The following is a 26,627-nucleotide window of genomic DNA, read 5'->3' as shown; positions in this document are numbered from 1 at the left end:
CAGAGCCTGCCGTCCGAGGCCGAGCGCGGTCTTCCGCGCCCGCCTCAGGCCGTTCATTTGCTCTGATTGACCGTCGCGATCATGGCATCGAACAAGGCAGCAGCGACCGGATCGGTGCCGGCCGGGACGCTCGCCAGCCGGAAGGTCGTTGCAACGAGATTGCCTCGCCCGACGCGTCGTTCAGCGATGGTGACTGCGGGTTTGTGGACCCAACCGATGACCAGCCCGCCGTGGACCGGTCCGGCATACTCGAACGTGCGGAAGCCCGTCATGACATGATGTGGAACAACCTTCTCGAAGGACAGGTCGAGCAACGGACCACCCGGCAATGAAGCAAACGCACCTTTGCGTCTGATCCAGCTGAAGTTGGCAATCCAGTCGCCACGCCACAGCGTACCTTCACGTGCGATCAGTCCGATTCCTGGGAGCTGCTGGTCGATACCAACAGGCATGTCCCGTTCATCAATCGTCATCTCGCGATAGAGCTTTTCGCCCGCGGGAATGTCCTTACGCAGATTGCGGTGCGTGGGGACGCTGCCATCGGCGATCACAAAATAGCGCGCGCCGTGGTGCATTGCCTCAATGTCGCTTTCATCAAGGGCATGCGCCAGATTGACCTCCGCTTTACCAGGCTCAGAGACCGGATAGCCCAGTGTCTCTGCAAAAGCGCGAAGCGCCGGATCCTTCGAAGCGATGCTCGGCAGGTTGGCTCGATTGCGTTTTGCGTACAGCGCGATATCGAGAACATTGGTCGCAAGCCGCCGTCCGTTGGACAGGACCTCAAGTTCGATGCGAAGCATGCGATTGACGTCGGTTTCCGGCATTTGCATCGGCACGATGCCGACACTTGCCACCGCGTTGGCACCCGTTTCTGGCAGTGCCCGCTCGCCGTCCTGCCCGTAGGTCCAGCGGATCGTTGCGCCATCAGGAATGGACGCGCCACCGGTCGCCACCGAGAGATCCACCTCCAGCAGTTCGCCGGCGTAGGCAGACCAGGCATTCGGGCGGGCGATCACGACGATGTCGCTATTGATGCTCGCGAAGTCGTCGTGGAAGACACGCGGATTTCTGTTGATGTCCAGAAGGCCGTTTGCCTCCCAATGAACGTCCGTGAATTCGGTGATGACGTAGCCGACGATCTTGGGATGGGCGCGCATCACCTCGATTTCATATTTGAGGTTCGCGAACTGGTACCATTGCGCGGCCTCGATGAACGATCCGAAGTCCTTGAAGACGGTGTCCAGATGGAGCGCGCGGAAGCGCTTTTGAACGCCATGCGGATAGGCGACGCCATCACCCCATGTCGCACCGGTTTCCATCCAGAAGGGCTCGGAACCATCTTGCAGAAGGAGTTTCGAGGGATCGGGCAAGCCCCACACGCCAAACTCGGAGACGATGAGAGGCTCTTCGCCTCGCCACTGCGCATCGCCAAGGCCAGAATAGGTCCACGCTGCGCCCTCGGCGAATTGCCTGGTGATGTCGTCCCACTCTTCGCGTCGTTCCGGAATGGAGCGGTAGTAGTGGTAGTCATTGAGGTCCGACTTCACGTGGAAGTTCGGGAAGCAGGCGGAATTGTCCGAAACAAGACGGCTCGGGTCGAGCGTCTTCAACCAGTCGTAGGTCTCGGCGAGCCACTGGCGATGATCGGCGTTCTCGACGATACGGGTTCCCCAATCCTCATTGATGATCGTCCAGGCGATGATCGACGGGTGATGGCCATCGCGCCTGACAATTCCCTGCATGGTCTCGCGCATTCGCCTGGCCGAGGCATCACTGAAGGTCTGGACGTTCGGAATTTCGGTCCAGATCAAAAGACCGATACGGTCCGCCACATCGTAGTAGCGCGGGTCGGGAACCTTGATGTGAATGCGTAGCGTATTCAACCCAAGTGCCTTGGCCTTGCGCGCCTGGTCCTCGAGGAACTCAAGCGAAGGCGGCGTGCAGATGCCTTCGGGATAATAGTCCTGATCAAGTGCGGCACGCATGTAGAGCGGAGCACCGTTGAGGAAGAGCTGGCCGCCCCTGGTCTCGATGGTGCGAAACCCGAATGTAACCGAAGTCGTATCGACGATCGCGTCTGCGACCGAAAGACTGATGTCGGCACGGTAAAGCTGCGGTGCATCAGGCGACCAGGCCTTTACCTCGGGAACAACGACGCTCAGGGTGCGACCAGATCCCTTTGCCGCGGCCTGCAGGGCTCCGTCCGGTCCGTAGACAGCGACGCGCACCTCAGCGCCTGCCGCGGATGCGGAAAGGTCCAGATCGAAGCGAACGGCACCCGAGGAAAGGTCTGCCCTTACCTCGGCATGCTTGATGTGGCTGGTATCACGCGCCTCCAGCCTCACCGATTGCCATATGCCGCCGAGAGGGCCGTACCAGCTTTGCTTGCCATGCGGAATTTCCGCAAAAGGAAACTGCGGGTACCTGGTCGCGTCGGCGCTCGGAAGCGTAACCGAGACCTCGATCTCATTTTCCGGTTTGAGGATGCTGTTCGGAATCGTCAACGAGAACGGAAGGTAGCCCCCTTCGTGGTTGCCGATAGGCTGACCATTGACCGAGACTTCAGCAAAATAGTTCACCGCGCCGAAGTGAAGGGAGATCTCGCGCTCCGCCCATTCTTGCGGCAGAAAGAACTGTCGACGGTAGCTTGCAGTGCCGAACGCGTCGCGAAGATCGGCAAATTCGGATTGCCAAACGGATGGAACGGAAATCGAGCGCCAGTCGGCTTCCCCTTCGAATTTGAACTGCCAGAGGCCGTCGAGTGTCATTCGCTTGCGCGCGTCCTGGGATAGCGGCAAAGCGGGCGTGACAGGGGCGGTCATGTACTCTCTCCCTTGCGAATTATGTTATTAGTTATATTATTAGTTATGGGTACAGAGAATATAACTACCTGGCAAGCCGGAAAATTCGGGACCCGCAAAACCCACAGTGGACGGTTGTCGGAAAAGTGGGTTTTCTATAATTTGATGAATGGGATGGGCCGATCGATGAAGTGGGACAAGCATTGACCAAGCGTGCAACCATGGTTGACGTTGCACAGCGTGCAGGCGTCTCACAGGCAACGGTGTCGCTGGTATTGAATGGGGTCAGCAATCCCCGCGTTTCCGAGGTGACCCGATCGCGCGTCGTGGAAGCGGCCGAAGCCCTTGGTTATCGCAAGGGCCCTCGACACAATGTTCCCGAGCATCGGCGACCCGTTATCGGGCTGCTGCTCGATGAAGTCAGCACAACACCGTTTGCCATGCCCTTCATCGAGGGCGCGCGCGATGAAGCCGCCCTGCAGGATATCCTGATCGCAACCTTCTGCACGCGCTCCGATCCCAAGATCGAGAGCGCGGCTCTCGATCTGCTTCAGGAATTGAACGTCATCGGCATTCTTTATACCACCCTGACGACCCGACAGATCCTTGTCCCGGAACGGCTGAACGACATCCCCACAGTTCTCGTGAATTGCTACGAGAAGCATCGGCGTCATCCCTCGGTCGTTCCCGGCGATATCGCCGGGGGGCATGCGGCGACCGAGGCGCTGCTGAAGGCCGGTCATCGAAGGATCGCTCACCTGAAGGGTGAGGACTGGATCGAAGCTGCCAGGGACCGCGAAAAGGGATACCGGCAAGCGCTGACCACATGGGATGTGCCCGTCGACGAAGACCTGGTATTGATGGGCGGATGGACCGTCAATGGCGGCCGCGAACTGACCCTCAAATTGCTTGATCGGAAAGACCCGCCGACTGCCATCTTCTGCTTCAATGACCGAATGGCCGTCGGCGCATATGATGCCATCAAAAGCCGCGGCCTGCGTGTGCCCGAAGACATCTCCGTGGTGGGATTCGACGATGAGGATCTGGCCTCCTACATGGTGCCACCACTTTCAACGGTGCTGTTGCCCCATGACGAAATGGCGCGATGGGCCGTCGGCGCCCTCCTCGACCACAACGAGGGTATTTCATCCCACCGAACCACCCAGAAGATCAAGCTCGAGTGCCCATTCGTTGAACGCGGTTCGATCGCAGCCCCTCCGTCTTGATGCGGTTGATACATTGTCCCGTCGTTTTTGACCTTGGAAGAGGATCATTGTCGGTCCACCGAGGAACGGGATCATGTCGATCAGGAAGCGCGGGATGTCGCGCGCCCTGGCGCGCGCGCCCCGTGATTTTCCTGAAGTGGTTTCGTTTGTCAGCGTTCAGCAAGTTTGAAACTCACGCATCGTCGATGCTGGGCGGCGGCAGGTGATCTGTTGGGTTCCCGGGGCCCGCTTACTCAAAGCCGAGGCGCTGGGCCCCCTGGCGGAACAGCGCCTGGTCAGTGGGCGGCAAATGGAATGCCGAGATGAAATCGTTCAGCCGATAGGCGGGATACCGATCGTGTATCATGGCGAGGTAAGACTTCCCCTCACTCAGCCGTCCCGCGATCGACAGGCAAAGCGCGGCGATCGCCAGAATATGAGCGTGAGCATTCGGACGGGCGGCGGCCTTGACGCCCCAGTCCGCTGCATCCTCGAAGCTTCCGAGGCGCACGAGAGCCAGGGCGCGGCTTGCAAGCATGCCGAAGAGCAGCGGGTCGAAAGGACTGAGCGCGCGGGAGTGATCGGCCGCCAGGATCGCGGCGCCCGGATCACCGGACTGGGATTGAACGAAAGCGAGGGAGTAATGCGCGATCGCGAAACTGGGGCTCAGTTCGACCGCCTGTTGCAGCTCGCTGACGGACTGATCGTGCAACGCTCTCAACCATAGCGCCCGGCCCATGGCGAGATGTGCCGTCGGGTCGCGATCATCGACCATCATGCTCTGGCTCGCTGCTCGGTAGGCAAGCTCGGCCTCGGCGTCGCGATCCGCCCAATGCTGGAAGGCACTCTGGAAATGGGTGAAGGAGAGCCCCGCATGCGCACGGGCAAACGTCGGATCGAGGCCAATCGCCCTTTCGAAGAAGCGCTGGGCTTGCTCGTTGTCGCTCTTGGTAAAGCGATACATGTGCCAGAGCCCCCGGTGGTGGGCCTCCCAGGCGTCGAGAGAGTTCGGCGCCTTCAGGAGGGCACGATTGCTCTCGATCGTTTCGACTTCGCGCTCGATCGAGACGACGATCCTGCTGCCGATTTCCTCAAGGAGGAGGAAGGTATCGGCCACACGGCGCTCGAAGACCTCCGTCCAGGCGATGCGCGCTGTTCTTGCCTCTGTCAACTCGACGCGAAGGATAATGCGGTCGCCGACGCGCTGAAACGATCCGTCGACAACGTAGTCGACGCCGAGCAGCCGTGCTGTCTCGTCAACCGTGTGGTGCCGGTCCCTCAGCGCAAACATCGTGCCCTGCGCGATTACATGGAAAGAGCGCAGCTTCGCGAGCCGTGTGATAATGTCGTATGCCAATGCATCGGACGGCCCGCCGGGAACGGCCACGGCCGACAGCTCATTGAACGGCATGATCGCAATCGATGCGCGCCGCGGCTCCTTGAGCAAGCTTTCGGTTTCGGGTGGAGACGATGCAGCCACAGTGCTTGCGCCTGGGCGCTGCTGCCGGAAGGTTTCGTCTGTCTGGGTTCTGGCCGTCTGCCAGGCGTCGCGCAAGGATCGCGCGTTGATACCCTCGGCATCAAACAGCTTCGCGGTCGCTTCCAGATGCTCCTCGCCTTCTCGAAAACGGCCCGCCTTGGCAAGGGACATCAATAGCAATTCGTGCGGGCGAAGGTCGAAGGGCGCAAGCTGGATCCAGCGATCGAGATAGGTTTGTGCTTCTTCGGGCGGGAAACGCTGCACCATATGCTCGAGAAGGGCTGTATGAATGTCGCGCAGCCGACGACGTTGCGACAGCAGCCATGTTTCGAATGCCGGGCTACGCTCGACGCTCGATCCTTCGTGAAAGTCCCCGGCAAACAGGGCTGCCAGGGACCGCAACTGGCTGAGTGACTGCGTCTTGAATCCATGCTGATAAGCCGCAGTCGCCTCGATCGCATCGATAAAGCAGTCCGACAGATCCAGTCTGATGGTGTCGCCCTGCGTGATGACGCGTTGTTCCCCGATCAGCGTGCGAATCTTGCTCAAGCACCATCGCAACTCGCCGCGCGGATCGTCAGGGATATCCCACAACAGATCGCAAAGCTGCGCCCTGCCGCAGGGCCTCGGTGAAAGCGCAAGGTAGGCCAGAAGAGATCGCACCTTCCGGGAGCCGGGAAGCGTCAGATCGGCGCCCTCTCGCCGGATCGCCATCGGGCCGAGCAGTCGGATCTCCAGCGGGCCTCCGGGTTGATTTGCCTCCCCGTCCCCCGATTCCACGCTCATTCCCACGCCAGCTGCCACGCCGACCCCCACTATCCCTGTCTAAGCCAGAGACCGTGGCACGACACGTGCCCAACCACGGTTGCCATAGACGCACCATGAGGCTGATCAATCTGACCCAAGGAGAAAACAATGTCCACATCTGCGGCCGTCGCCAGTAATCCTCAGCCCGCCGTCGACTTCAGCGCGCTCAAGGCCAGGCAACACAGTGCATGGTCCTCGGGCGACTACGCAATCATTGGGACGACCTTGCAGATTGTCGGGGAAAGCCTCTGCGAAGCGCTCGATCTGCGCGCCGGTTCGAAGGTGCTTGACGTTGCGGCCGGCAACAGCAACGGCGCGCTTGCCGCAGCCCGACGCTGGTGCGAGGTCACGGCAACCGATTACGTTCCGGCGCTACTCGAACGTGGCCAGGAGCGCGCCAGAGCCGATAGGCTGCCGATCGTCTTCCAGGAGGCCGATGCAGAACATCTGCCGTTTGCCGATCAGTCCTTCGACAATGTGCTGTCGATTTTCGGGGTGATGTTCACGCCCGACCAGGAGCGCGCTGCGTCCGAACTCATTCGGGTCTGCAAGCGCGGCGGCTCGGTTGGCCTTGCGAACTGGACCCCTGACGGTTTCATCGGGCAGATGTTCAAGACGATCGGCAAGCATGTGCCGCCTCCGTCAGGTGCTCGCTCGCCGGCGCTCTGGGGCTCGCGGGCGCGACTTGACGAATTGTTCCCGAAAGCCGTCGCGTCGATTGCAGCAACGCCCAGGCAGTTCGTGTTCCGCTACAAGTCACCGGACCATTGGCTTGAGGTCTTCCGGACCTATTATGGTCCAGTGCTGAAAACATTCGCCGCCCTTGACCCGGCGGCGCGAGATACACTGACCGACGACCTTTTGGCCCTCATGGAACGCTTCAATCGCGCCGATGACGGCACCGTGGTCGTGCCAAGCGAATATTTGGAGGTCATCGTCACGAGGCTCTGAACACAGGCTTCCGACACCGGCCGGGCATGGGCTTTATTTCCCGATGCTCGGCCGTCAGGTCGAGCGTGTTGTTCTCGAGCCAGGCGATGCCGCCCGCTTGGAGTTGAAACAACGCTCTGATCTAGGAAACGAAAGCCCGGCTGCTGGCAGACCGCCCCTGATTGGAGAGGAGACTCAACCAGGATTTCGCGCGTTCGAAATCGCGCCTGGGGGCAACATGACACCGTCTGAGTTTAGCGCGGCCGTGGTGGTCGCAAGAATGTCGGCAAGCGACATTCAGGAACTGCTTGGCATTGACGAACGAACCAGAAGCCAGCTTGCCTCTGGAGAGAAGCCTGTGCCTCGTTGTGTCGCCTTGTGTCTGTGGCTCATGGCTGCCTATGGCGTTTCCATTCTGGAGGCTCGTGTCCTTGCGGAGGATCCACGTGTGGCCAAGTCGCCCTGAACTGCATCGCTTCGGTCTTTATTTGCTTGCTGATGTCAAACCTGACGCCCGCGCATGCCGGTGCTCTCTGTGAGCGATCGAGCGCGTCGTCCTGGCGGGGCGCGATCTCCCCATGGTGCATTTGCGATTTTCCTCTGCTAGGCTGCATGAAGCAACGACTACCGGAGACAGGTCGCCCCGATAAAACATCGGCAAAAGCGTCCCGGCATACCCGTGTTTTGGGGAGAACGGATTGAATGTGGCGATTGGCTCGCGTTCTGTTTGGCATCGCTGTCGTTATCGGGCTTGCAGCGCTTCTCTGGTTTGCGACGAAACCGCCGCCACTTATCGTTCAAGGTGAAGTATCGGCCAATCGGGTCGATATCAGCCCGCGTGTTTCCGGCCGGATTGCAAAACTCGATGCCGATGTCGGTGATAATGTCCAGGGCGGCGCGGTAATCGCGGTACTCGAGAGCCCACAGCTCGTCGCGGCACTGCATATGGCCGAAGCGGCTCTTGCCGTCGCCGAAGCGGATCTTGTCCGCGTTAACAGCACCCGGCCTGAAACGATTGCCGCTCGGAAGGCCGAACTGGCCGCAGCCGTCGCCGACGTCACGCTGTACCAGGAGGATTTCGATCGTCAGGCAAAGCTGATCACCACAGGCGCCTCTTCGCAATCGCGCGTGGACGAAACGACGCGTAACCTCGAAGCCGCCATCCGCAAGCGCGAGTCGGCTGAAGCCAACCTCGACCTCGCCGTCGCGGGAGCCAGCAAGGAGGAAAAGGCACTCGCAGCAACCCAGGTGGAGCGGGCAAGATCGTCGCTCAAGCAGCAGCAGGTCGACATTTCGGAATTGACGATCCATGCACCGATCTCCGGCCAGGTGACGACGCGGGTGGCCGAACTCGGCGAGAATTTCTCTGCGGGCGCTCCGCTATTTTCGCTGATCGACCTCGAGAACCCATGGTTCACATTCAATCTGCGCGAGGACCTGTTGAAGGGCCTGAAGGTCGGCGACGGGTTCGACGTTACCGTGCCGGCCATGGGTGACGCAAAGATTCCCGTCAAGGTCACGACGATCAATGCACAGGGCCAGTATGCGACCTGGCGAGCCACGCGGGCGACCGGCGATTTCGACCTGCGCACCTTCGAGGTGCGGGCGAACCCGGTCAACCCGGTGCCGGGCTTGCGCCCTGGCATGAGTGCGATCGCGTCATGGCCACCCGCGGGGCACTGACATGATGGCGAAGGGGCGGCTGCGCCCCGGCTTCCTTGTTGTTTTCAGGAGGGAATTTGACCGGTTTTCCCGGCGTCGGCTCCTCCTGTTCCTGACCACCGTCCTGCCACTGTTGCTCATGGGAGTGCTTGCCGTCGTTTTCAGCGCCGGGCTTGCCACGCGGTTGCCCATCGCGGTACTCGATCTGGACGGCACGGACCTCTCGAGGACAATCATCCGCACGGTCGACGCGACGCCGGATACGGCCGTTACGCGCCGTGTCACCGATCTTGCCGAAGGCCGCCAGTTGATCCTGTCGGGCGACGTACGCGGTCTGTTGATGCTGCCGCGAAACCTCGAGCGCGACGTCTATGGCGGACGCCGGCCGGAAGTTGTCTTCTTCTACAACACGCAAACAATGACATCAGGCAATCTCGTATTGCGTGGCGTCAATTCGGCCGTGCCGGCGGTTGCCGCAGGCATTCGCCTGTCGCTGCGCACGGCGGAGGGGCAACCGCTCGAAGCGGCACAGGCCGCACTGGCGCCGATCCCTGTGCAGGTCAACCCGCTGTTCAACCCGACCCTCAATTACGCACATTTTCTGCTTGCAGCCTTGCTGCCGAGCGTCCTGCAGGTCATCGTCGTCACGACGATGGCTTACGCCGTGGGGCTCGATGTCGAGACCTCCCATCGTCTCCGCGTCCTCAGGCGTTTGGGCGGCGGGTTATGGCCGGCGATGGCTGGCAAGATCTTGCCCTACACATTGCTTTTCCTGGTGGTCCTCGGCATCGCTGACTGGGTCCTATTCGGCGTCCTCGGCATGCCCTTGCGCGGCAATCGCTATCTGCTGATCCTGGCTGGCATCCTCTTCATTCTCGCCGACCAGTTCATCGGCGTGCTGCTTGCCTTGCTGCTTCGACCGATGGCCAGCGCCATCAGCATCGGTACTTTGCTGATGGCGCCGGCCTTCGGGTTCATGGGGATCGGGTTTCCAAGGATCGGCATGAATGCTTTCGCCTATAACTGGGGGCAGATGATCCCGGGCACCTGGTATCTGATGGCACGCATTGACCAAACCATAAGAGGGACGCCGCTCTATCTCTCCTGGACGCCGATTGCCGTCCTTCTTTTCATGGTGTTGCTGTTCGCGAGCCTTACCGCCCTCAGACTGGAGGTCATCCGCACACGTCGCCGGCCTCTTCCCATCCAGCAGACGACAGTCGAAGGAGCCTCGGAATGAGGGCGATTCTGACAGTCTGCCGTATCGAAGTGGCGCGTATTTTCTCGCTGAAGCCGGCTTTTGCGGTCCTCATCGTCGCGTCCGTCATCTACGCGGGGTTTTATCCTCAGCCTTACCGCACGGAAGCATTGCGGGATGTGCCGATCGCGGTCGTCGACCTCGACGGGACAGATAGCAGCCGTGAACTTGCCCGGCGCGTGGACGCCTCAGCCGACGTCGCGGTGCGGGCGGTCTTTCCCGATCAGGCCAGCGCAACGCAAGATATCTACCGGCGCAACCTCCACGGCGTGCTTATCATCCCTCAGTTTTTCGAGCGGGATCTGCTGCACCACCGCCAATCGCCAATCGCGCTCTATGCCGATGCAAGCTACTTCCTGATCTATCAGCGCCTGTCCGGCGGCGTGACCGCCGTCGCGCGTAGCATGGGCGCCGAAGTGGAGACGGCAAGACTCATTGCCGCCGGGGTGGATCCCGTGCTTGCGGCGGCCGCCGCCGACCCGATGCCGTTGACCGCGGTTACGCTCTTCAACCCTCAGGGCGGTTATGCAACCTACATTCTCCCCGCGGCCTTCGTTCTGATCCTTCAGCAGACGCTGTTGATTGGCGTCGGGTTGCTTGGCACCTACAGAAACGATGAGCTCAGCGCCGAAATCGCAGCGGCCGCCGGCCCAGCCGAGGTCGTTGGCGGGAAGTTGCTCGCCTATCTGATCCTCGAAGCCTTCATCATGTCATTCTATCTGATCGCGCTCCCCTACCTCTACAATATTCCGCGCCTGGGAGCGCCGTTCTCAATATTCGTCTTCGCCCTACCCTTCGCGCTTGCCGTCAGCGCTTTGGGTTTGGTGCTGGCCGGCCTGTTTCGGGATCCGCTGACCGTGCAACTGGTGTCGGCTGCCCTGGGGATACCGTTCTTGTTTCTGGCGGGCTTTTCCTGGCCGACAGAAGCAATCCCTCCCTTCCTGCATGCCGTGGCAACATTGCTGCCAAGCACCTCGGCAATAAATGGAATGGTTGCTGTCTCACAGATGGGCGCCTCCATTCCGGATGTTCGCCAACCCTTCCTGGTACTGTGGGCGCTGGCGGCCGTTTACACAGCCATCGCGATCCTGCTTGAAAGCAGGAGCAGGCGGTCGATGGTCGTGTCATGACAGTGCTCAATCCAGGACCGGGTCCGGCGCCAGGACTTGTCCGACATGGGACGATGAAGCGATGAATACCGCCTTTTGGACCGATCCGATCGTCCAGCTTTTTGTTCTCGCCGTTCTGGGCCTGCTGGTCAGCCGGCTGGTACTTCGCGGGCACCCCGTCTGGCGGCTGATTGCCCACATCGTATTCCTGATCGCCCTGACGGCGCTGCTCCTTTACCACGGCATCCAGCCCTATGCGCCGGATACCCAGGCCGGAGATGTATCACGGCGGATTTTCATCGGGCTCGCCAAGGCCGTCTGGTGGATCGGCGGAGCGATGGTGCTGATCAGTTCGGTGCGCCTTTTCCTCATTTTTGAACGCAAACCACGGGAAGCGCGCCTCCTACAGGATCTGGTCATCGGTCTCATCTATCTGGGAACCGGTCTTTCCCTGATCGCTTACGTGTTCAGCGTTCCTGTCGGCACGCTGATTGCGACCTCAGGCGTATTCGCGATCATCCTCGGTCTCGCATTGCAAAGCACGTTGAACGACGTCTTCTCTGGTATCGCCATGAATCTCGGCCGTCCCTATTCTGTCGGTGATTGGATCGTGCTTGATGACGGCGTCGAGGGACGTGTCATCGAGACGAACTGGCGGGCCACACATCTGCTCAGCGGTACGAACGACCTCATTGCCATCCCGAATAGCCGGTTGGCGAAGGCGAACCTGACCAACCTTAGCAGTCCCGACGAGAGCCACGGCCTCTCGATCAAGGTGAGGGTCGCGCCTGCACCGCCCAGTACCGTCGAAGATGTGATGCGGACTGTTCTGTTCAGTTCGAACAGCATTCTAAAGTCACCCGTGCCATCGGTCACGATCAAGGGCATCGACGGCCAGGCTGTCGACGTGGAACTCAGTTGTCGCGTGAGAGACATGACGCAGGTCGCGGTCGCAACCAACGAGATCTACGACCTCGTATTCCGCCATTGCAAGGCGGCCGGACTGCCGCTTGCGATGCCGGCAACTGCAGGCGGCGGCCTCCAGGAGCCGGATGCCGCATATCTGCAGCACCCTGGCACCGCTTGGCGTCTCTTGAACGCCATACCGCTTTTTTCACCGCTGACTGAAGACGAAAAAGAAACGCTGGCCGCGAGCATGACGCGTCAGACCTATCGCAAGGATGCAATCATCGCTGAGCAAGGTTCCCAGTTCACGTCACTGATGTTGATACGCAATGGTGTCGTCGCGATCATCCGAAAGGAGGGCGATCGCGAGATTGAGCTATTGCGTCTTTCGCCGGGCGACTGTTTCGGAGAGGAAGGGATGCTGACAGGTGCGTCGGCGCCGGGGTGGGTCAAGGCGCTGACATTCGTGGTCGCTTACGAAATCAAGCAGGAACGGCTTGCCGCGCTCATGCAGGACCGCCCTGCGCTTGCAGACGAATTGGGCCTTATCCTGTCGCGGCGACTTGAGGCAGAGCGGCTTCAGACGACGGGATCGATAGCGCGCGGCAATGAGGCAACAACGTTTGCCGCGAGAATCCGACAGATTTTCCAATTGTCCTAGAGGGCCATATTGCACATCTGCTAGCTGATGTCGTTTCTGCGGACCCGTTGTTCTGGCTGCGTTTTTTCTTCTTGCAGGCGAGCAAGAAACCCGCTCTGGCGGAGCCCAATGAGCCGATCTCTCGCTTTCGCAAACATTGATCAATGCTCGAAGTGAATACCCTGCCAGTTCTGGCCGCCATAATAGAAGCCGAGAATGATGGCCTGCTCGTCTGTTACGGTGAACGCGATAGTCACACGCCGCTCGAATCCAACCGTGCGAAGGCCGGGACGAATATCGTCATGCAACGTTCCGCGCTCGGAGGCGACATCGAAGCCGCGCACATAGGTTTCCAGCCGGTCGATATAGCCAAGCGCGATGTCGGGGGACGTTGCATCCGCAATCCACGCATAGAGGGACAGCAGATCGGCCTGTGCTTCCGGTGATAGAATGACCGTGCGGCACTTCACGTCTGGTCTTTCACCCGCTCCGCATGACGGGCGCGCACGCTGGCGAACGCATCATCAACACTGACACCGCGCGCGGGATCGGCCCTCATCGCGTCGAAGCTCTGGGCTACCTGATGCTGGAGCCAGCGCCCGACTGCCTCATCGCGTTCTTTCAGCGCACGGATACCCGCGCGGATCACCTCGCTCGCCGAAGCATAATCACCCGCGCTCACCTTCGCGTCGATAAACGCTGCCTGATCGCCCGGCAGGCTGATGGTTCTTTTCTGAATGGTAGCCATGATACATCTCCAGCGTTCATCATATCACGGGGTATGAATAATTCATACCATCGGGCCGAGCAGATTGAAAATATGTGCTGCACCTCATCGACATCTTGACGATACCGCAAAGACTATGGCCGTGGTTTGTCGGCGAAATGCTTGATCGCGTATTCCGCAACACGCTGGTTCGACTGCCTTGCGTCATCGAGCCAGAACGGGAAGAGTTGCCACTGGTGGATCATGCCAGGCCAGATTTCGGTCTCGACGTCGACTCCGACCTTTCGGGCCTTTTCAGCCAGCCTTAGCGTATCGTCCAGCAATGCTTCGCCCGAACCGACCTGGACAAGCAATGGTGGAAACCCGGTCATGTCGCCATAGAGGGGCGACACCATCGGATCAGTGGGAGAGCGTGTTCCGAGATAAGCCTTGCGCATGAGATCGAGTTGAGCGGTGTCGATCAGTGGATCGGTACTGGCGTTGGCCGTCAGCGATGCGCCTGTTGCAGCCAGATCCGTAACGGGGCTCATCGCCACGACAGCCGCAGGCAACGGTCCCTTGACCCGCATCTGCCTGAGCGTGGCTTCGATCGCGAGGTTTCCGCCGACGGATTCGCCGACGACGACGACATTGCTGGCCTCATAGCCGGAACCAAGCAGCCACCGGTAGGCTGTCAGCGCGTCGTCGATTTGTGCGGGATAGGGGTTATCAGGTGCAAGCCTGTAGTCGATGAGAAGCACGTCGGCGGACGCCGCCTTGGCCAGTGCGCCCGCTATTGCCCGGTGCGTGCGCAACGAACCGCCATAGAAGCCGCCGCCGTGGATATAGAGAATGGCGCGCTTGCCGATCGGATGATGCAGCCTTGCCGGCCAGATGAGTTGCGCATCGACACCATCGGCATCTACCGGCCTGATTTGCACGCGCGTCGGCTCGGGGGTGGCCTCCATCATGTCTTCGAACGCGTTGCGCCGATCGCGAAGGCTGTCGGCCTTCGCATAATAGTGCTTCCATGTTTCGACGAGCTTGCGGACCTGGTCCTTCGAAACCTGCGTCTGGACCGGCGTATCCCCGGCGCTGGTGGGCGACATCGAGAAGGCGACGGCAAGGCTTGCGACCAGACATGTTTTGGTCAATCCCGCTATTGAGCGCATGATCGCCGCGGACGCAAGCCCGCGCGATATGTCGACCCGCCGCCGCAAAATCTCCATCACAAGCACCGCGAAACCTCCGATTCAGGACATCTGTCGAGACAGGTGAAACCTGCCACGACCACGGGCCCTGTCAAGCTCGCCATGGTTTAGGAGGCGACCCTTTTCGGCGTGTGAAAGTAATGCCTCTGTCGTATGCCAGCTAGGCTTTGGCCGCGAGTTCTTCCACGCGCTTCAGATTGACCACGGCCTTTACCGGCAGGTGATCGGAGGCAATGCGGGCAAGCGGCGTGTCGTGCGCCTCGACCGCTGTCACAACCCCCTTGCGATTTGCCATGATGCGATCAAGCGCGAGTACGGGAAGTCGTGCGGGAAAGCTCGGCACGGCGAGCGGCTGCGGGCCAAAGGCGGATTGGAACGTGTGCAGCGATGAACGGTCACCGAGCCGCCATTCATTGAGATCGCCGAGCAGGATTGTCGGGACCTCACGCTTGTCGGCCATCAGTTCGACCAGCATTTTGGCCTGCTGTGCGCGCGAATGGCGAAGCAGGCCGAAATGGGCGGCGATGATGCGCAAGGCCCCGCCGTGTTCGAGATCGAGTTCGGCGACAAGCGCGCCGCGCGGCTCAAGCCCGGGAAGGTTGATCTGGTGTACGTCACGGACGAGGCCACGCTTGAAGAGCACGACATTGCCATGCCAGCCGTGAGCCTTGGCCATGCCGTTAACCGGCACCGGGATCAGTCCGGTCTCCCGTTCCAGCCGGCCGAGATCGAGTATGCCGGTACGCTCGCCAAACCGGGTGTCGGCTTCCTGAAGCGCAATCACATCGGCATCGATTTCGTGGATGACCCGGCTGGTGCGCTCCGGATCGAAACGACGATCATTGCCGACACATTTGTGAACGTTGTAAGAGGCAATCAAAGTGCCGTCCGAGCGCGCCTTCTTCTCCGAATGTGCTGCATCCAGTCGCTTTTTTCGATTGCGGATCGATGCGAGGATGTTTGAGGGCAGACTGTCCTTTTTGGCATGCATCGGAGTTTGCTCGCGCTCCGTTGGTCGAAGTGGTTTGATCCGGAGTATAGGCCGGCTATTGAAACTTGCCACGCCTTTAGGCCGAAGAAATCCGCTACAAATAAGGCGATCCGAGCCAGAGAACCTTCTCGAGCAGCCGGACAGCGAAAGGTCGCGCACGCAGCCCCTGCAAAGTAACCGGCGACGCCGATTTGATGGCCTCGTCGATATGCTCGTCAATCTCGTTGGCAAAGCCTTCATTCAGCACTTCCAGGTCGACCTCGAAATTCAGCCGCAGCGATCTCGGATCGAGATTGGATGATCCGACATAGGACCAGACCCCATCGATCGACAGCAGCTTGGAATGGCTGAAGGCGCCGCTCGAGCGCCAGATGCGGCAATAGCTGGTGAGGATCTGGTCGAACTGGGCGGTCATCGCCCGGTCGACCAGGACGAGGTTGTTGACGGAGGGAACGACGATATCAACCTCGACGCCACGGCGTGCGGCGGTCGCCAGTGCGCTGATCAGCTCTCGGTCCGGGAGGAAATAGGGCGACATGATGCGGATCGATTTGCGCGCAATGGAAAAGGCGCCCATCAGCATCTTGTGGTTCGTCTCGATGCTTCTGTCGGGCCCGGACGCCACGACGCGCATGAAGACGGGATCCCCCGGTTGGCGCTCGGGCATCGCGGTTCGCCATGCTTCCCCTTGCAGGATCTCGCCCGTCGTGAAGCGCCAGTCCTCGGCGGCAACATTGAAGAGGTCGGCAACAACCGGCCCGGTAACACTGAAATGGGTGTCGCGCGCAAAGCCCTCCCCTGCTATTTCGCGGGTAAAGCCTGCCCGGATGTTCATGCCGCCGGTCAGCGCGATGCGGCCATCGACGATGAGGATCTTGCGGTGGGTGCGCAGGTTCGCATAGGGCAAACGCAACCCCATGATAACGTTGCCGTTGAAGACCGAGACCGTGACGCCGCCATCTGCAAGATATCCGAGTATGCTCGGCACCGAATAGCGGGCGCCGACCGCATCGATCAGCACGCGCACCTCGACGCCCCGCTTGACTGCAGCAATAAGGGAATCGCCGATCCTCAATCCGATCGGGTCGCGGTCAAAGATGTAGGTCTCAAGCAGAACACTGCGAGCCGCACTGTCGATTGCCGCCTTCATTGCGCCATAGCAGTCGTCGCCGGTCTCCAGCATGTCGATCGTGTTGCCGGTTGCCAGCGGAACGCGGGCGACGCGGTCGCCGAGTGTCTGGAGGGCAGCGAAACGCCGGCCAAAGCCGCTGATGACGATATCCGTGTCGGCGTCGAAGCTTTCGAGCTCATCGAGGTCCGCGTCGGGGATCAGCGCATCGCGCCGAAGGCTCAGCGAGGCGCGCCGGATACGATTGATACCGGCGATCGCATAGAGCACAGCACCGACGATCGGTGAGAGGATGATCACCCCGACCCAGCCGATTGCGGCGCGGACCTCTTCCTTTGTCATGGCCGCGTGGATTGCTGCCGCGGCGCCCATGGCGAGCGAAACAACGAATAGAATATGCGGCCAGTAGGTCGATATGAGATAAAACATTGCGTTGAACTATAAACACAAAGCTGCAGTGTTCAATTGCGCACTCATGGGCATGAAGCGTCCGGCCTTGCCGGCGCAAAAACTGTGTTCGGCAAGCAAAAAGCGTGCACCGCGCAGCAGCCGAATGCTGCGATGCGGGATTTATTTTTGCAGTGTGTCAAAAATTGCTTGAACCCGCACGATTACTCTGGAACTCTGAGGCCAGTATCGCGTTAGATTACGGGCCTCACTGACTGGAGATCGGCGATGACAGAAACTCGCGAAGAGTGGATCAGGAAGCGTGCCTATGCGCTTTGGGAAGAGGAAGGGCGTCCAACGGGACGAGATTTCAAACATTGGGAACAGGCCCGTGCCGAACGCCAAGCGCTCGAAGGGTCTGCTGCATCCCCGGATGGCAAGGAAGTGAAGACGCGCAAACGCACCGCCTCTGCTTCCAACGCAAATGGCGCCTTAAAGGGCTCCGCCCCAAGAAAGACAGCTGGCCGCAAATCGGCCTGATCGCTTGCTTCCATTGTTGCGAAGGGCATCACCATGACGCCCTTCGTCACATGATTGCATTGCTTCTGCCCTATTGGTTTCCAATGGGCACGAAAGGTGCGTCAAGGGAAGAATAAGCATGACTGCGCATGACGCCGACCTCGCGGAAAAAATGCTGCGGCGACAATCGGCGCTGGAACTAAAATCGAATTTGGAAGTTGATAGATTTGTCGTAGCGGATTGCCGCCTCCGCATCGCGCCTTGAGGGTAAAATGACCGCTCTTGTCATCGCCGCGTTAGCCTATCTGGCCCTCGCCCTGATCCTTGTCTATGCGATCGACAATCTCGTTGCACTGTTCTTTCCGGATGCACATTCTGCCATACCGCTGCATTTTCCCACCTTTGAGAAGATGATGTCGTTGTCGCGCAAATATTATCGCAAGTAAGCGACCTCGTCGGCGCACTTTCCGTCAGCTTCTGCCCCTTTGGGTTTGCTAGAACGTTGGAACTTTTCGAGCGTCAGTTGGTTGCCCTTTTCTCTGTCAGAAAAGGAGCCAGACATGCCAAGAGGCGACAAATCCGCTTACACGGACAAGCAGAAAAGAAAAGCCGAACATATCGAGGAAGGCTACGAAGACCGTGGCGTTTCCACCAAGGAGGCCGAACGGCGGGCCTGGGCGACGGTCAACAAGGAAAGCGGTGGCGGCAACAAGTCCGGCTCCGGTCGTGGCAAGCAAGATACCCACGAGGCATCGGAAAAGGGTGGGCGCAAGGGCGGCGCCGCCTCCGCAGCGCGTTCTGCTGCCGAGCGCTCGGCTTCGGCCAAGAAAGCAGCAGCGACGCGCAAACGCAACGCGCAGCACGCGCATCACTGATCTCCAGCAAGCCACCGGGAGGGGCCTCATGGCATATGAACTGTACTATTGGGATGGCATTCAAGGCCGCGGCGAGTTTGTCCGTCTGGCCCTGGAAGAAGCCCAGGCGGACTATGTCGACGTCGCCAGGCAATCCGGGCCCGCGATGGGAACCGGAGCGATGCTGGACCTGATGAAGAGCAAGCGCGAGCCCCACATTCCCTTTGCGCCGCCGTTTCTGAAGGACGGCGAGCTCATCGTCTCGCATGTCGCCAATATTCTCTCCTATCTTGGCCCAAAACTTGGCCTCGCGCCGGAAGATGAGAAACTGCGCTGCGTCGCCAATGGCCTGCAGCTGACCATCACGGACCTGGTGGCCGAGGTGCACGACACGCATCACCCGATCGCCACCTCCCTTTACTATGAGGATCAGAAGGAGGCGGCGAAAGCCCGCTCCGCCGCCTTTATCAGCGAGCGCATTCCAAAGTTCCTCGGCTACTTCGAGCAGGTGCTGCAACAGAACCCTGAGGGGCCGAACCATATCGTTGGCGATGCTCTGAGCTATGTCGACTTGTCGCTGTTTCAGGTCATCGAGGGCTTGCGATATGCCTTTCCAAAAGCGATGAAAGCCTATGCGGCCGACTATCCGGGGCTGATCGCGTTGCACGATGCCGTCACCGGGCGCCCGAACATTACCGCCTACCTGCAGTCGGACCGCCGGCTTGCCTTCAACGAGGACGGAATTTTTCGGCACTATCCTGAACTTGATCTCGCGCCATAGCGGATATGGCATTGCCCCGGCTTGAGGGAGGCTGATAAGCTCCCTGCAACTCGCCCCAAACCGTCCCGTCACATTCCCGGAGGCTATCGCTGCCATGGCAAATCTTGCTCAATTGCTTGCATCCATCAAAATCCCCGACCTCGCCGGCAAGGCGGTGCTGATCACCGGTGCCTCGACTGGTATCGGTGCAGCGCTCGCCCGCGCCTTTGCCGCGCAGGACATGAAGGTTGGCATTCATTACAATGCGAGCCGGGAGCCCGCCGAAGCGCTTGCCGACGAAATCAGGGCAGCCGGCGCAACCGTGCATCTCGTTCATGGCGACGTGTCGAAGGAGGGCGAGACGGAGCGTGTCGTCGAAGAGACGGCCAGAACCTTCGGGCATCTCGACGGGCTGGTAAACAATGCCGGCGGCATGCTCGGCCGCAAGCCAACCGCCGAATATACCGACGAGCACTACATGAAGGTCATGGATCTGAATGCCCGCTCGGTTCTCGCTGCGACGCGCGCGGCCCATCCATGGCTGAAGAAGCAGGGCGGCTTCATCATCAACACGACCTCGATCGCCGCCCGCAACGGTGGCGGCAATGGTGCCGTGCTCTATGCGGCATCGAAGGGCTTCGTCTCGACGATCACGCGCGGCCATGCCAAGGAGTTCGTTCCTGACCGCATTCGGGTCAACGCGGTGGCGCCGGGCGTCATCGGCACGCCGTTCCATGAGCGCTACACCAACGACGAACAGATGGAGTTGCAGCGCAAGACGATTCCGATGGGTTTCGTCGGAACGCCGGAGGATTGCGTCGGCGCCTATCTCTTCCTGGCATCGCCGACGCTTTCCGGCTACATCACCGGCCAGATCATCGAGGTCAATGGCGGCCAGCTGATGCCGTAAGCGTTGGCTTGCACAAAGAAAAACGGCGCGGACGATCTCCGCGCCGTTTTCGTTTTGCGATGAAAATCAGACGCGCTCCAGCGCGATGGCAATCCCTTGCCCGACGCCGATGCACATGGTCGACAGCGAGTAGCGCCCACGGGCTTCCCGCAGTTCCATTGCAGCCGTCCCCGTGATGCGCGCGCCGGACATGCCGAGCGGATGGCCAAGCGCGATGGCGCCGCCGTTGCGGTTCACACGGCCGTCATCGTCGGCTACGCCGAGTTCGCGCAGAACCGCCAGACCCTGCGAGGCGAAAGCCTCGTTGAGTTCGATGACGTCGAACTGATCCTGCGTCATGCCAAGCCGTGCCATCAGTTTGCGCGATGCCGGAACCGGGCCGATACCCATGACGCGCGGCGGCACGCCGGCAGCCGCTCCGCCCAGAATGCGGGCGATCGGTGTCAGTCCATACTTTCTGGCAGCAGCTTCGCTTGCAATGATCAGGGCGGCAGCGCCGTCATTTACACCGGAGGCATTGCCCGCTGTCACTGTCCCGCCCTCTTTCTTGAAGGGTGTGGCAAGCCTGGCAAGCGCTTCCATTGTCGTCGCGCGCGGATGCTCATCCTTCTCCACGACGACAGGATCGCCCTTGCGCTGGGGAATGGTGACGGAGGTGATTTCCTTTGCCAGCCGGCCATTGGCCTGCGCGGTCGCGGCCCTGGCCTGGCTTCGAACCGCAAAGGCGTCCTGATCCTGGCGCGAGACCTTGTAGTCCTCGGCGACGTTCTCGCCGGTCTCCGGCATGGAATCGACGCCGTACTGCTTCTTCATCAAAGGATTGATAAAACGCCAGCCGATCGTCGTGTCGTAGATCTCTGCGTGGCGGGAGAATGCCGTTTCCGCCTTCGGCATGACGAAGGGCGCGCGCGACATGCTTTCAACGCCGCCTGCAATCACCAGTTCGGCTTCGCCTGCCCTGATGGCGCGGGCAGCCGCGATGATGGCGTCCATGCCAGAACCACAGAGACGATTGATGGTCGTACCTGGCACCGAGACCGGCAGGCCCGCCAGCAGCGAGGACATGCGAGCGACATTGCGGTTGTCTTCGCCGGCCTGGTTGGCGCAGCCGAAGATCACATCGTCAACCGCTTCCCAGTCGACATTGCCGTTGCGCTCAATCAGCGCCTTCAACGGCACGGCGCCGAGATCGTCAGCGCGAACCGCTGACAGCGAACCGCCGAAGCGCCCGATCGGGGTGCGGATATAGTCACAGATATAGGCTTCGGTCATCAGGCTTCTCCCTTAGAGTTCCGGAACGACGAGATCGGCAACTGGACCGTCGATGTAGAGAGGCGCGCCGGTCATCGCCTGCAATTCCTCGACCGTCATGGCGGCAAGCTTCTCGCGCAACACGAAACGGCCTTCCACGATGTCGATCACGGCATGGCTCGTATAGACGCGGGTGATACAACCGACCCCGGTCAGCGGGAAGGTACATTTGTCGACAAGCTTCGGCTCGCCGTTCTTGGTGACGTGCTCGGTGATGACGCAGACCTGCTTGGCGCCGTGCACGAGATCCATGGCGCCACCGACTGCCGGTACGCCCTTGGCGCCGACCCTCCAGTTGGCGAGATCGCCATTCTGAGCCACCTGGTAGGCGCCGAGGATCGCGACGTCGAGATGGCCGCCGCGAACCATGGCGAAGCTGTCGGCATGGTGGAAGAAGGCCGAGCCGGGCTTCAGCGTCACCGGCCGCTTGCCGGCATTGATGAGATCCCAGTCCTCCTCTCCGGCGGGCGGTGCCTCGCCGAAATCGAGGATGCCGTTTTCCGTATGGAAAATCGCCTGGCGGCCTGGCGGCTGATAGCGTGCCACCATTTCCGGAAAGCCGATGCCGAGGTTCACATAGGCACCGTCGGCAATGTCCTGGGCTGCGCGCCATGCGATGCTGGCATTGGAAAGCTTGATGTCTTCGCGGGTGTTGATGATGCTGATATCGACGGTCATTGATAGACCACTCCGGCTCGAACGAGCTCTTCTTCCTGGGCGGGATTGGCGACCTCGACGACACGGTCGACGAAGATGCCGGGGGTGACGACATGCTCGGGGTCGATGCCGCCGGCGGGAACGATGCTGGAAACCTGGACGATGGTCTTGCCCGCCGCCATGCACATCAGCGGATTGAAGTTGCGCGCCGCCTTGTTGTAGGTGAGGTTTCCGTGGGTGTCGCCAAGATGGGCCTTGACGATGGCGAAATCCGCCTTCAGCCAGCGCTCCTGCACATAATGCCGGCCGTCGAATTCGGCGATCACCTTGCCCTCGGCAAGTTCGGTGCCGTAGCCCGTCGGCGTGTAGAAGGCCGGGATGCCGGCGCCGCCAGCGCGGATGCGCTCGGCAAGCGTTCCCTGAGGCACCAGCTCCAGCTCGATCTCTCCCGCAAGATACCTGTCCGTGAAGGCGCGCGGGTCGGACGAGCGCGGAAAGGAGCAGATCATCTTCCTCACCATGCCGGCGTCGATCATCGCGGCAATCCCGATGCGGCCGTTGCCGGCATTGTTATTGATCACCGTGAGGTTCCTCGGCCCCTTGTCAATCAGGGCGTGGATCAGTTCGATCGGTGCGCCCGACCCGCCGAAGCCGCCAATCATGACGGTCGCTCCGTCTCCGATTTCGGAGATGGCCTCAGCCGTGCTCCCGATAGTCTTGTCCATGCTGGATCACTCCTTGCCGGCGAGATGCTCCTCTGCGCCCTTCACCGATGGATAAAACGCGACGGCAGGGCGGGCAAGGCATTTTGTGCGGTATTTGACATTTGTTCGTATATCGCACAAAACAATGCGGCCACAGTATTCTGACCGGGATCCAGCAATAAGCCCGCGATCAAAGGAGGAACCATGCGCGAAACTGATTTTGTCAGCGGCTTTGCCAGAGGACTGAAGGTCATCGAGGCGTTCGAGGAGACCCGCCAGCGGCTTTCGATCGCTGACGCCGCGAAGTTGACCGGCCTCGACCGCGCCACGGTGCGCAGGTCGCTGCTGACGCTGGCCGAACTCGGCTATGCCGAATATGACGGCAAGTTTTTCGCCCTGACGCCCAAGATCCTGCGGCTCGGGCACTCCTATCTCTCGGCAACGCCCCTGCCCGTCCTCATCCAGCCGCATCTCGATCAATTGTCGGAAAAAGCCGGGCAGAGCGCATCCGCCTCCGTGCTCGATGGCACAGAGATCGTCTATATCGCCCGCGCTTCGCAGCGGCGTGTCATGTCGATCAACCTGACGCCGGGCAGCCGCCTTCCCGCCTTCTGTGCCTCGATGGGTCGCGTCCTGCTGTCAGCGCTGCCGGAGGCCGAGGCCAGGGCTGTCCTTGCCCGCACCGACCTCAAGCAAAATACGCCAAACACCAAGACCGACGTCGAGGAACTGATGGCGGAGTTTCGGCGTGTGCGCGATCAGGGTTACGCCGTGATCGACCAGGAACTGGAAATCGGCCTCTGCTCCATTGCAGTTCCGGTCGAGAACGATCGCGGGCAGACGGTGGCGGCAATCAATATCGGCGCACCGGCCGCACATGCACCAGCCGCGGAAATGCCGGCTCGCTACCTGCCGCTCCTTCGAGAGACACAGAAGGCGCTCCGCCTCGTGCTGCGCTAGACACCAAGCTTCGCACGCTCCGCCATGCGCCATGATCGAGGCGTCTGGCCAGCCTGTTTGAGGAAGAAGCGCGAGAAATAGGCGGGGTCTGAAAACCCGAGCCGGTAAGCGATCTCCTGGACGCTGCCAAAGGTGAAGACCAACTCGCGTTTTGCCTCATCGAGGAGCTTTCGGGCAATCAACTCATGCGCACCGTAACCGCTCGTGGCGCGCACGATCCGGTTCAGGTGGGTCGGCGAGATGCCGAGCGCCCTGGCATAGAAAGCTGCCGGCTGGTGCGATTTGAAATGCCGCTGGATCAGGCCGTGCAGCAGCTCCATGCGACGTTCATTCTCGTCGGCGGCCGCCTCGTCGTCCTGTCTTTCAGAGGAGAGACGCGCGGTCAACAACAATGCCGACGTCAGATAGGACTCGAGCAGGTCGTTGCGCCCGCTCTTGCGCTGCGCAAATTCGCGTCCGAGCCGCTGCAGGCAGGCAGCCACGTAGCGCGCCTCCTCATCATCCATGTCGAGCCTCGTCAGATGCGGCGATGCCATCCACTCGCCGAGGCGGCTGCGGTCGCCGGGGATTGCCTTCAGATGCGAGCTCAACACCGTGATGACGAAGCCGTCGATGTCCCTGGAGAAACGAAAACCGTGATCGAGGCCGGGGGGAACGGTAATGACCGACTGACCTTCGATCGGGTGCCAGGCGCCTGAGAACATTGCCTCGCCGGAGCCGCTATCGATGTACAATATCTGAAAGAAACTGTCGTGGCGATGTGGCCGGATCTCGAAATGATGCAGGCTGCTGCGGGCGGGAATTGTTTCGCAGTGCAGCCAAAACTCCGGCTTTTTGCCGGTATTCTCGCCGTAGAGCTCGTAGGTCGGCACAATCCTTACCATTCCTGCCTCCGTCACCCGATGTTCGCTTTGTGCAATTTCATGATGGATTTGTCCATTGTTGATGGCGCCTTGCCCGGTCAAGATTTGACAAAAGACAAGTGCGGGAGGACACCATGCGCACCAAGGTAGCCATCATTGGCTCCGGCCCTTCGGGACTTTTGCTTGGCCAGTTGCTGACGGAAGCCGGCATCGACAACGTCATCCTGGACCGCGTTGCCAAGGATTATATCCTTGGCCGCGTACGTGCCGGCGTGCTGGAGGAAGGAACCGTTGGGCTCATCGATGAGGCAAAGGCTGGCGCGCGCATGCATGCCGAAGGTCTCCCTCATGATGGCTTTTCCCTTGCCTTCGACGGGCGCGACCATCGCATCGACCTGTTCGGTCTGACCGGCGGCAAGCGCGTCGTGATCTACGGGCAAACGGAAGTCACCCGCGACCTGATGGAGCGACGCGAGGCCAGCGGCGCGCTGACGATCTACGAGGCAGCGAATGTCAAGCCGCACGATTTCGATGGATCGGCCCCTCACGTCACCTACGAAAAGGATGGTGTCACGCGCCGCATCGACTGTGATTTCATCGCCGGCTGCGACGGTTTCCATGGCGCCAGCCGCAAGGCGGTTCCCGAAAGGTCGCTGCGCACATTCGAGAAGATCTACCCCTTCGGCTGGCTTGGAATTCTGGCCGAGGTCGCTCCCGTCAACCATGAGCTGATCTATGCCAACCACCCGCGGGGATTTGCGCTCTGTTCCATGCGCTCGGAGCATCGCAGCCGCTACTACATCCAGTGTCCACTCGATGAAAAGGTCGAGGATTGGAGCGATGACCGCTTCTTTGACGAACTTCGCCGCCGCCTGCCTGCGCATCATGCCGATGCGCTTGTGACCGCGCCTTCCTTCGAGAAGTCGATCGCACCGCTTCGCTCCTTCGTTGCCGAGCCGATGCGCTTTGGCCGCATGTTCCTTGTCGGCGACGCCGCCCATATTGTTCCGCCGACCGGTGCGAAAGGCCTCAATCTCGCCGCGAGCGACGTGCATTATCTGTTCTCGGGCCTGATCGAACACTACCAGGATCGTTCGAACGCAGGCATCGACACCTATTCCCAAAAGGCACTCGCCCGCGTTTGGAAGGCGGTCCGTTTCTCCTGGTGGATGACAACGATGATGCACCGGTTCCCCGATACCGGTGATTTCGACCAAAAGATTCAGGAAGCCGAACTCGACTATCTGACGCATTCACGCGCAGCTTCGACCGCGCTTGCGGAAAACTACGTCGGCCTTCCCTACTAGCTTCCCTTCCGCCATCCACGGAAGGGTGCACGGAGAGCGGCGGTGGTTAATGCGTCCCACCGCTGCTCGCCCATCGATCGAGACCCCTGTCGGCTGGCAGGCTTGCTGGCGTCAGACCTTGCGGAATTCGAGTTCGTAGACGACTTCCTCGCCGTTCTTTGGATCGACCCCAGGGGCGCCGCTGATGACAAGCCTGTTGCCGTCGATGGAGAACGGCCGGATCAGGTCGCTGACGCCCCAGGCCGGATTCCAGCTCGCATCGACATGGTGCACCACGCGTCCATTCTCGAAGGTATAGCTTCCGGCATAGGCGAGCATGGAATCGAACAGCGCGACCTTTTCGGCGTCCGTCGGCACTTCGCCCTTGAGTGCCGGTCGCTCGCGGCTGACGACCACAGCCATCACCCGGCCATCCGGATGATAGGAGAGATACCCGACGGGGTCGGGCCCCATCGCATTCGTAACCACCCCGGTCGCAACAGCACGGCGCGTCCAGGATACCATTCTCCATGTTCCATGTAATGCGGCTGCACTTCCCATAATGTGGCTCCCACGCGCAG

General features: G+C 60.6%; 26 protein-coding genes. 14 read left to right on the top strand and 12 right to left on the bottom strand.

Annotation, left to right across the window (positions count from 1 at the left end):
* Positions 1-53: 53 nt before the first annotated feature.
* Positions 54-2,822, bottom strand: a complete 2,769-nt coding sequence (locus tag AS026_RS01505; protein WP_062368462.1) for a glycoside hydrolase family 2 protein — start codon at positions 2,820-2,822, stop codon at positions 54-56.
* 182 nt (positions 2,823-3,004) lie between these two features.
* Here AS026_RS01505 and AS026_RS01500 point away from each other — a divergent pair, with 182 nt between their 5' ends.
* Positions 3,005-4,027, top strand: a complete 1,023-nt coding sequence (locus tag AS026_RS01500) for a LacI family DNA-binding transcriptional regulator (protein WP_131815264.1) — start codon at positions 3,005-3,007, stop codon at positions 4,025-4,027.
* A 229-nt stretch (positions 4,028-4,256) separates the two neighbouring features.
* On the opposite strand, the gene AS026_RS01495 is transcribed toward AS026_RS01500, so the two are convergent.
* Positions 4,257-6,272, bottom strand: coding sequence for a transcriptional regulator (locus tag AS026_RS01495; RefSeq protein ID WP_062368460.1), 2,016 nt, complete (start codon positions 6,270-6,272; stop codon positions 4,257-4,259).
* Positions 6,273-6,401: 129 nt separating this feature from the next.
* On the opposite strand from AS026_RS01495, the gene AS026_RS01490 reads away from it, so the two are divergent.
* The 6 genes from AS026_RS01490 to AS026_RS01465 all read left to right on the top strand — a co-directional run bounded on the left by AS026_RS01490 (position 6,402) and on the right by AS026_RS01465 (position 12,819).
* Entirely contained in the window at positions 6,402-7,244 is an 843-nt protein-coding gene (locus tag AS026_RS01490) for a class I SAM-dependent methyltransferase (protein ID WP_062368459.1), read from the top strand.
* A gap of 217 nt (positions 7,245-7,461) precedes the next feature.
* Complete coding sequence (locus AS026_RS01485; protein ID WP_062368480.1) at positions 7,462-7,689, top strand: hypothetical protein; 228 nt, start codon at positions 7,462-7,464, stop codon at positions 7,687-7,689.
* Positions 7,690-7,925: 236 nt separating this feature from the next.
* Positions 7,926-8,906: an HlyD family secretion protein gene (locus tag AS026_RS01480; RefSeq protein WP_062368458.1), complete on the top strand. Its 981-nt coding sequence runs from the start codon at positions 7,926-7,928 to the stop codon at positions 8,904-8,906.
* A 1-nt stretch (position 8,907) separates the two neighbouring features.
* Positions 8,908-10,125 (top strand): ABC transporter permease, encoded by a 1,218-nt coding sequence (locus tag AS026_RS01475; protein ID WP_062368457.1) that lies wholly within the window; start codon positions 8,908-8,910, stop codon positions 10,123-10,125.
* Positions 10,122-11,273, top strand: a complete 1,152-nt coding sequence (locus AS026_RS01470) for an ABC transporter permease (RefSeq protein WP_062368456.1) — start codon at positions 10,122-10,124, stop codon at positions 11,271-11,273. Before AS026_RS01475 ends, AS026_RS01470 begins: the two co-directional genes overlap by 4 nt.
* Before the next feature lie 61 nt (positions 11,274-11,334).
* Positions 11,335-12,819 (top strand): mechanosensitive ion channel domain-containing protein, encoded by a 1,485-nt coding sequence (locus tag AS026_RS01465; RefSeq protein WP_062368455.1) that lies wholly within the window; start codon positions 11,335-11,337, stop codon positions 12,817-12,819.
* A 140-nt stretch (positions 12,820-12,959) separates the two neighbouring features.
* Here AS026_RS01465 and AS026_RS01460 read toward each other — a convergent pair whose 3' ends face one another.
* The 5 genes from AS026_RS01460 to AS026_RS01440 all read right to left on the bottom strand — a co-directional run bounded on the left by AS026_RS01460 (position 12,960) and on the right by AS026_RS01440 (position 17,264).
* Positions 12,960-13,268 (bottom strand): type II toxin-antitoxin system RelE/ParE family toxin, encoded by a 309-nt coding sequence (locus tag AS026_RS01460; protein ID WP_062368454.1) that lies wholly within the window; start codon positions 13,266-13,268, stop codon positions 12,960-12,962.
* A complete protein-coding gene (locus AS026_RS01455; protein WP_062368453.1) occupies positions 13,265-13,546 on the bottom strand; it encodes a type II toxin-antitoxin system ParD family antitoxin in 282 nt (93 codons plus the stop codon). Before AS026_RS01455 ends, AS026_RS01460 begins: the two co-directional genes overlap by 4 nt.
* Before the next feature lie 113 nt (positions 13,547-13,659).
* On the bottom strand, positions 13,660-14,613 hold the full coding sequence (locus AS026_RS01450; protein WP_425349746.1) for an alpha/beta hydrolase: 954 nt from the start codon (positions 14,611-14,613) through the stop codon (positions 13,660-13,662).
* 262 nt (positions 14,614-14,875) lie between these two features.
* Complete coding sequence (locus AS026_RS01445; protein WP_062368452.1) at positions 14,876-15,706, bottom strand: endonuclease/exonuclease/phosphatase family protein; 831 nt, start codon at positions 15,704-15,706, stop codon at positions 14,876-14,878.
* A gap of 94 nt (positions 15,707-15,800) precedes the next feature.
* Positions 15,801-17,264: a phospholipase D-like domain-containing protein gene (locus AS026_RS01440; RefSeq protein WP_062368451.1), complete on the bottom strand. Its 1,464-nt coding sequence runs from the start codon at positions 17,262-17,264 to the stop codon at positions 15,801-15,803.
* 246 nt (positions 17,265-17,510) lie between these two features.
* Between AS026_RS01440 and AS026_RS01435 the strand changes: the two genes are divergently transcribed.
* The 5 genes from AS026_RS01435 to AS026_RS01420 all read left to right on the top strand — a co-directional run bounded on the left by AS026_RS01435 (position 17,511) and on the right by AS026_RS01420 (position 20,265).
* The gene (locus tag AS026_RS01435) at positions 17,511-17,762 is read left to right on the top strand and encodes a DUF2934 domain-containing protein (protein WP_062368450.1); all 252 of its coding nucleotides are present in this window, start codon (positions 17,511-17,513) and stop codon (positions 17,760-17,762) included.
* A gap of 251 nt (positions 17,763-18,013) precedes the next feature.
* Positions 18,014-18,187, top strand: a complete 174-nt coding sequence (locus AS026_RS42195) for a hypothetical protein (RefSeq protein ID WP_167354878.1) — start codon at positions 18,014-18,016, stop codon at positions 18,185-18,187.
* Positions 18,188-18,301: 114 nt separating this feature from the next.
* Positions 18,302-18,616, top strand: a complete 315-nt coding sequence (locus AS026_RS01430) for a hypothetical protein (protein WP_062368449.1) — start codon at positions 18,302-18,304, stop codon at positions 18,614-18,616.
* 28 nt (positions 18,617-18,644) lie between these two features.
* Positions 18,645-19,376, top strand: coding sequence for a glutathione S-transferase (locus tag AS026_RS01425; protein WP_062368448.1), 732 nt, complete (start codon positions 18,645-18,647; stop codon positions 19,374-19,376).
* 94 nt (positions 19,377-19,470) lie between these two features.
* Positions 19,471-20,265: an SDR family NAD(P)-dependent oxidoreductase gene (locus AS026_RS01420; RefSeq protein WP_018860247.1), complete on the top strand. Its 795-nt coding sequence runs from the start codon at positions 19,471-19,473 to the stop codon at positions 20,263-20,265.
* A gap of 66 nt (positions 20,266-20,331) precedes the next feature.
* Here AS026_RS01420 and pcaF read toward each other — a convergent pair whose 3' ends face one another.
* From pcaF to AS026_RS01405, 3 genes are read right to left on the bottom strand one after another with little or no spacing between them, the layout of a single operon-like run.
* Positions 20,332-21,537 carry a 3-oxoadipyl-CoA thiolase gene (pcaF, locus tag AS026_RS01415; protein WP_062368447.1) on the bottom strand — a complete coding sequence of 402 codons (1,206 nt, stop codon included), beginning with the start codon at positions 21,535-21,537 and terminating at the stop codon, positions 20,332-20,334.
* Between the two features lie 12 nt (positions 21,538-21,549).
* On the bottom strand, positions 21,550-22,254 hold the full coding sequence (locus AS026_RS01410) for a CoA transferase subunit B (RefSeq protein ID WP_025658275.1): 705 nt from the start codon (positions 22,252-22,254) through the stop codon (positions 21,550-21,552).
* On the bottom strand, positions 22,251-22,958 hold the full coding sequence (locus tag AS026_RS01405) for a 3-oxoacid CoA-transferase subunit A (RefSeq protein WP_062368446.1): 708 nt from the start codon (positions 22,956-22,958) through the stop codon (positions 22,251-22,253). Before AS026_RS01405 ends, AS026_RS01410 begins: the two co-directional genes overlap by 4 nt.
* 183 nt (positions 22,959-23,141) lie before the next feature.
* Here AS026_RS01405 and AS026_RS01400 point away from each other — a divergent pair, with 183 nt between their 5' ends.
* Positions 23,142-23,897: an IclR family transcriptional regulator domain-containing protein gene (locus tag AS026_RS01400; protein ID WP_062368445.1), complete on the top strand. Its 756-nt coding sequence runs from the start codon at positions 23,142-23,144 to the stop codon at positions 23,895-23,897.
* Here AS026_RS01400 and AS026_RS01395 read toward each other — a convergent pair.
* A complete protein-coding gene (locus AS026_RS01395; RefSeq protein ID WP_062368444.1) occupies positions 23,894-24,781 on the bottom strand; it encodes a helix-turn-helix domain-containing protein in 888 nt (295 codons plus the stop codon). The two genes, AS026_RS01400 and AS026_RS01395, sit on opposite strands and share 4 nt — an antisense overlap.
* A 113-nt stretch (positions 24,782-24,894) precedes the next feature.
* Between AS026_RS01395 and pobA the strand changes: the two genes are divergently transcribed.
* Positions 24,895-26,067: a 4-hydroxybenzoate 3-monooxygenase gene (gene pobA / locus AS026_RS01390; protein ID WP_062368443.1), complete on the top strand. Its 1,173-nt coding sequence runs from the start codon at positions 24,895-24,897 to the stop codon at positions 26,065-26,067.
* A gap of 111 nt (positions 26,068-26,178) precedes the next feature.
* Here the strand turns inward: pobA and AS026_RS01385 are convergent, their stop codons facing one another.
* Positions 26,179-26,607: a lipocalin-like domain-containing protein gene (locus AS026_RS01385; protein ID WP_062368442.1), complete on the bottom strand. Its 429-nt coding sequence runs from the start codon at positions 26,605-26,607 to the stop codon at positions 26,179-26,181.
* Positions 26,608-26,627 lie beyond the last annotated feature (20 nt).

Origin of the sequence: Rhizobium altiplani (genome assembly GCF_001542405.1) — a bacterium.
GTDB lineage: Bacteria > Pseudomonadota > Alphaproteobacteria > Rhizobiales > Rhizobiaceae > Rhizobium > Rhizobium altiplani.
This window is presented reverse-complemented; position numbering and strand designations above follow the sequence as displayed.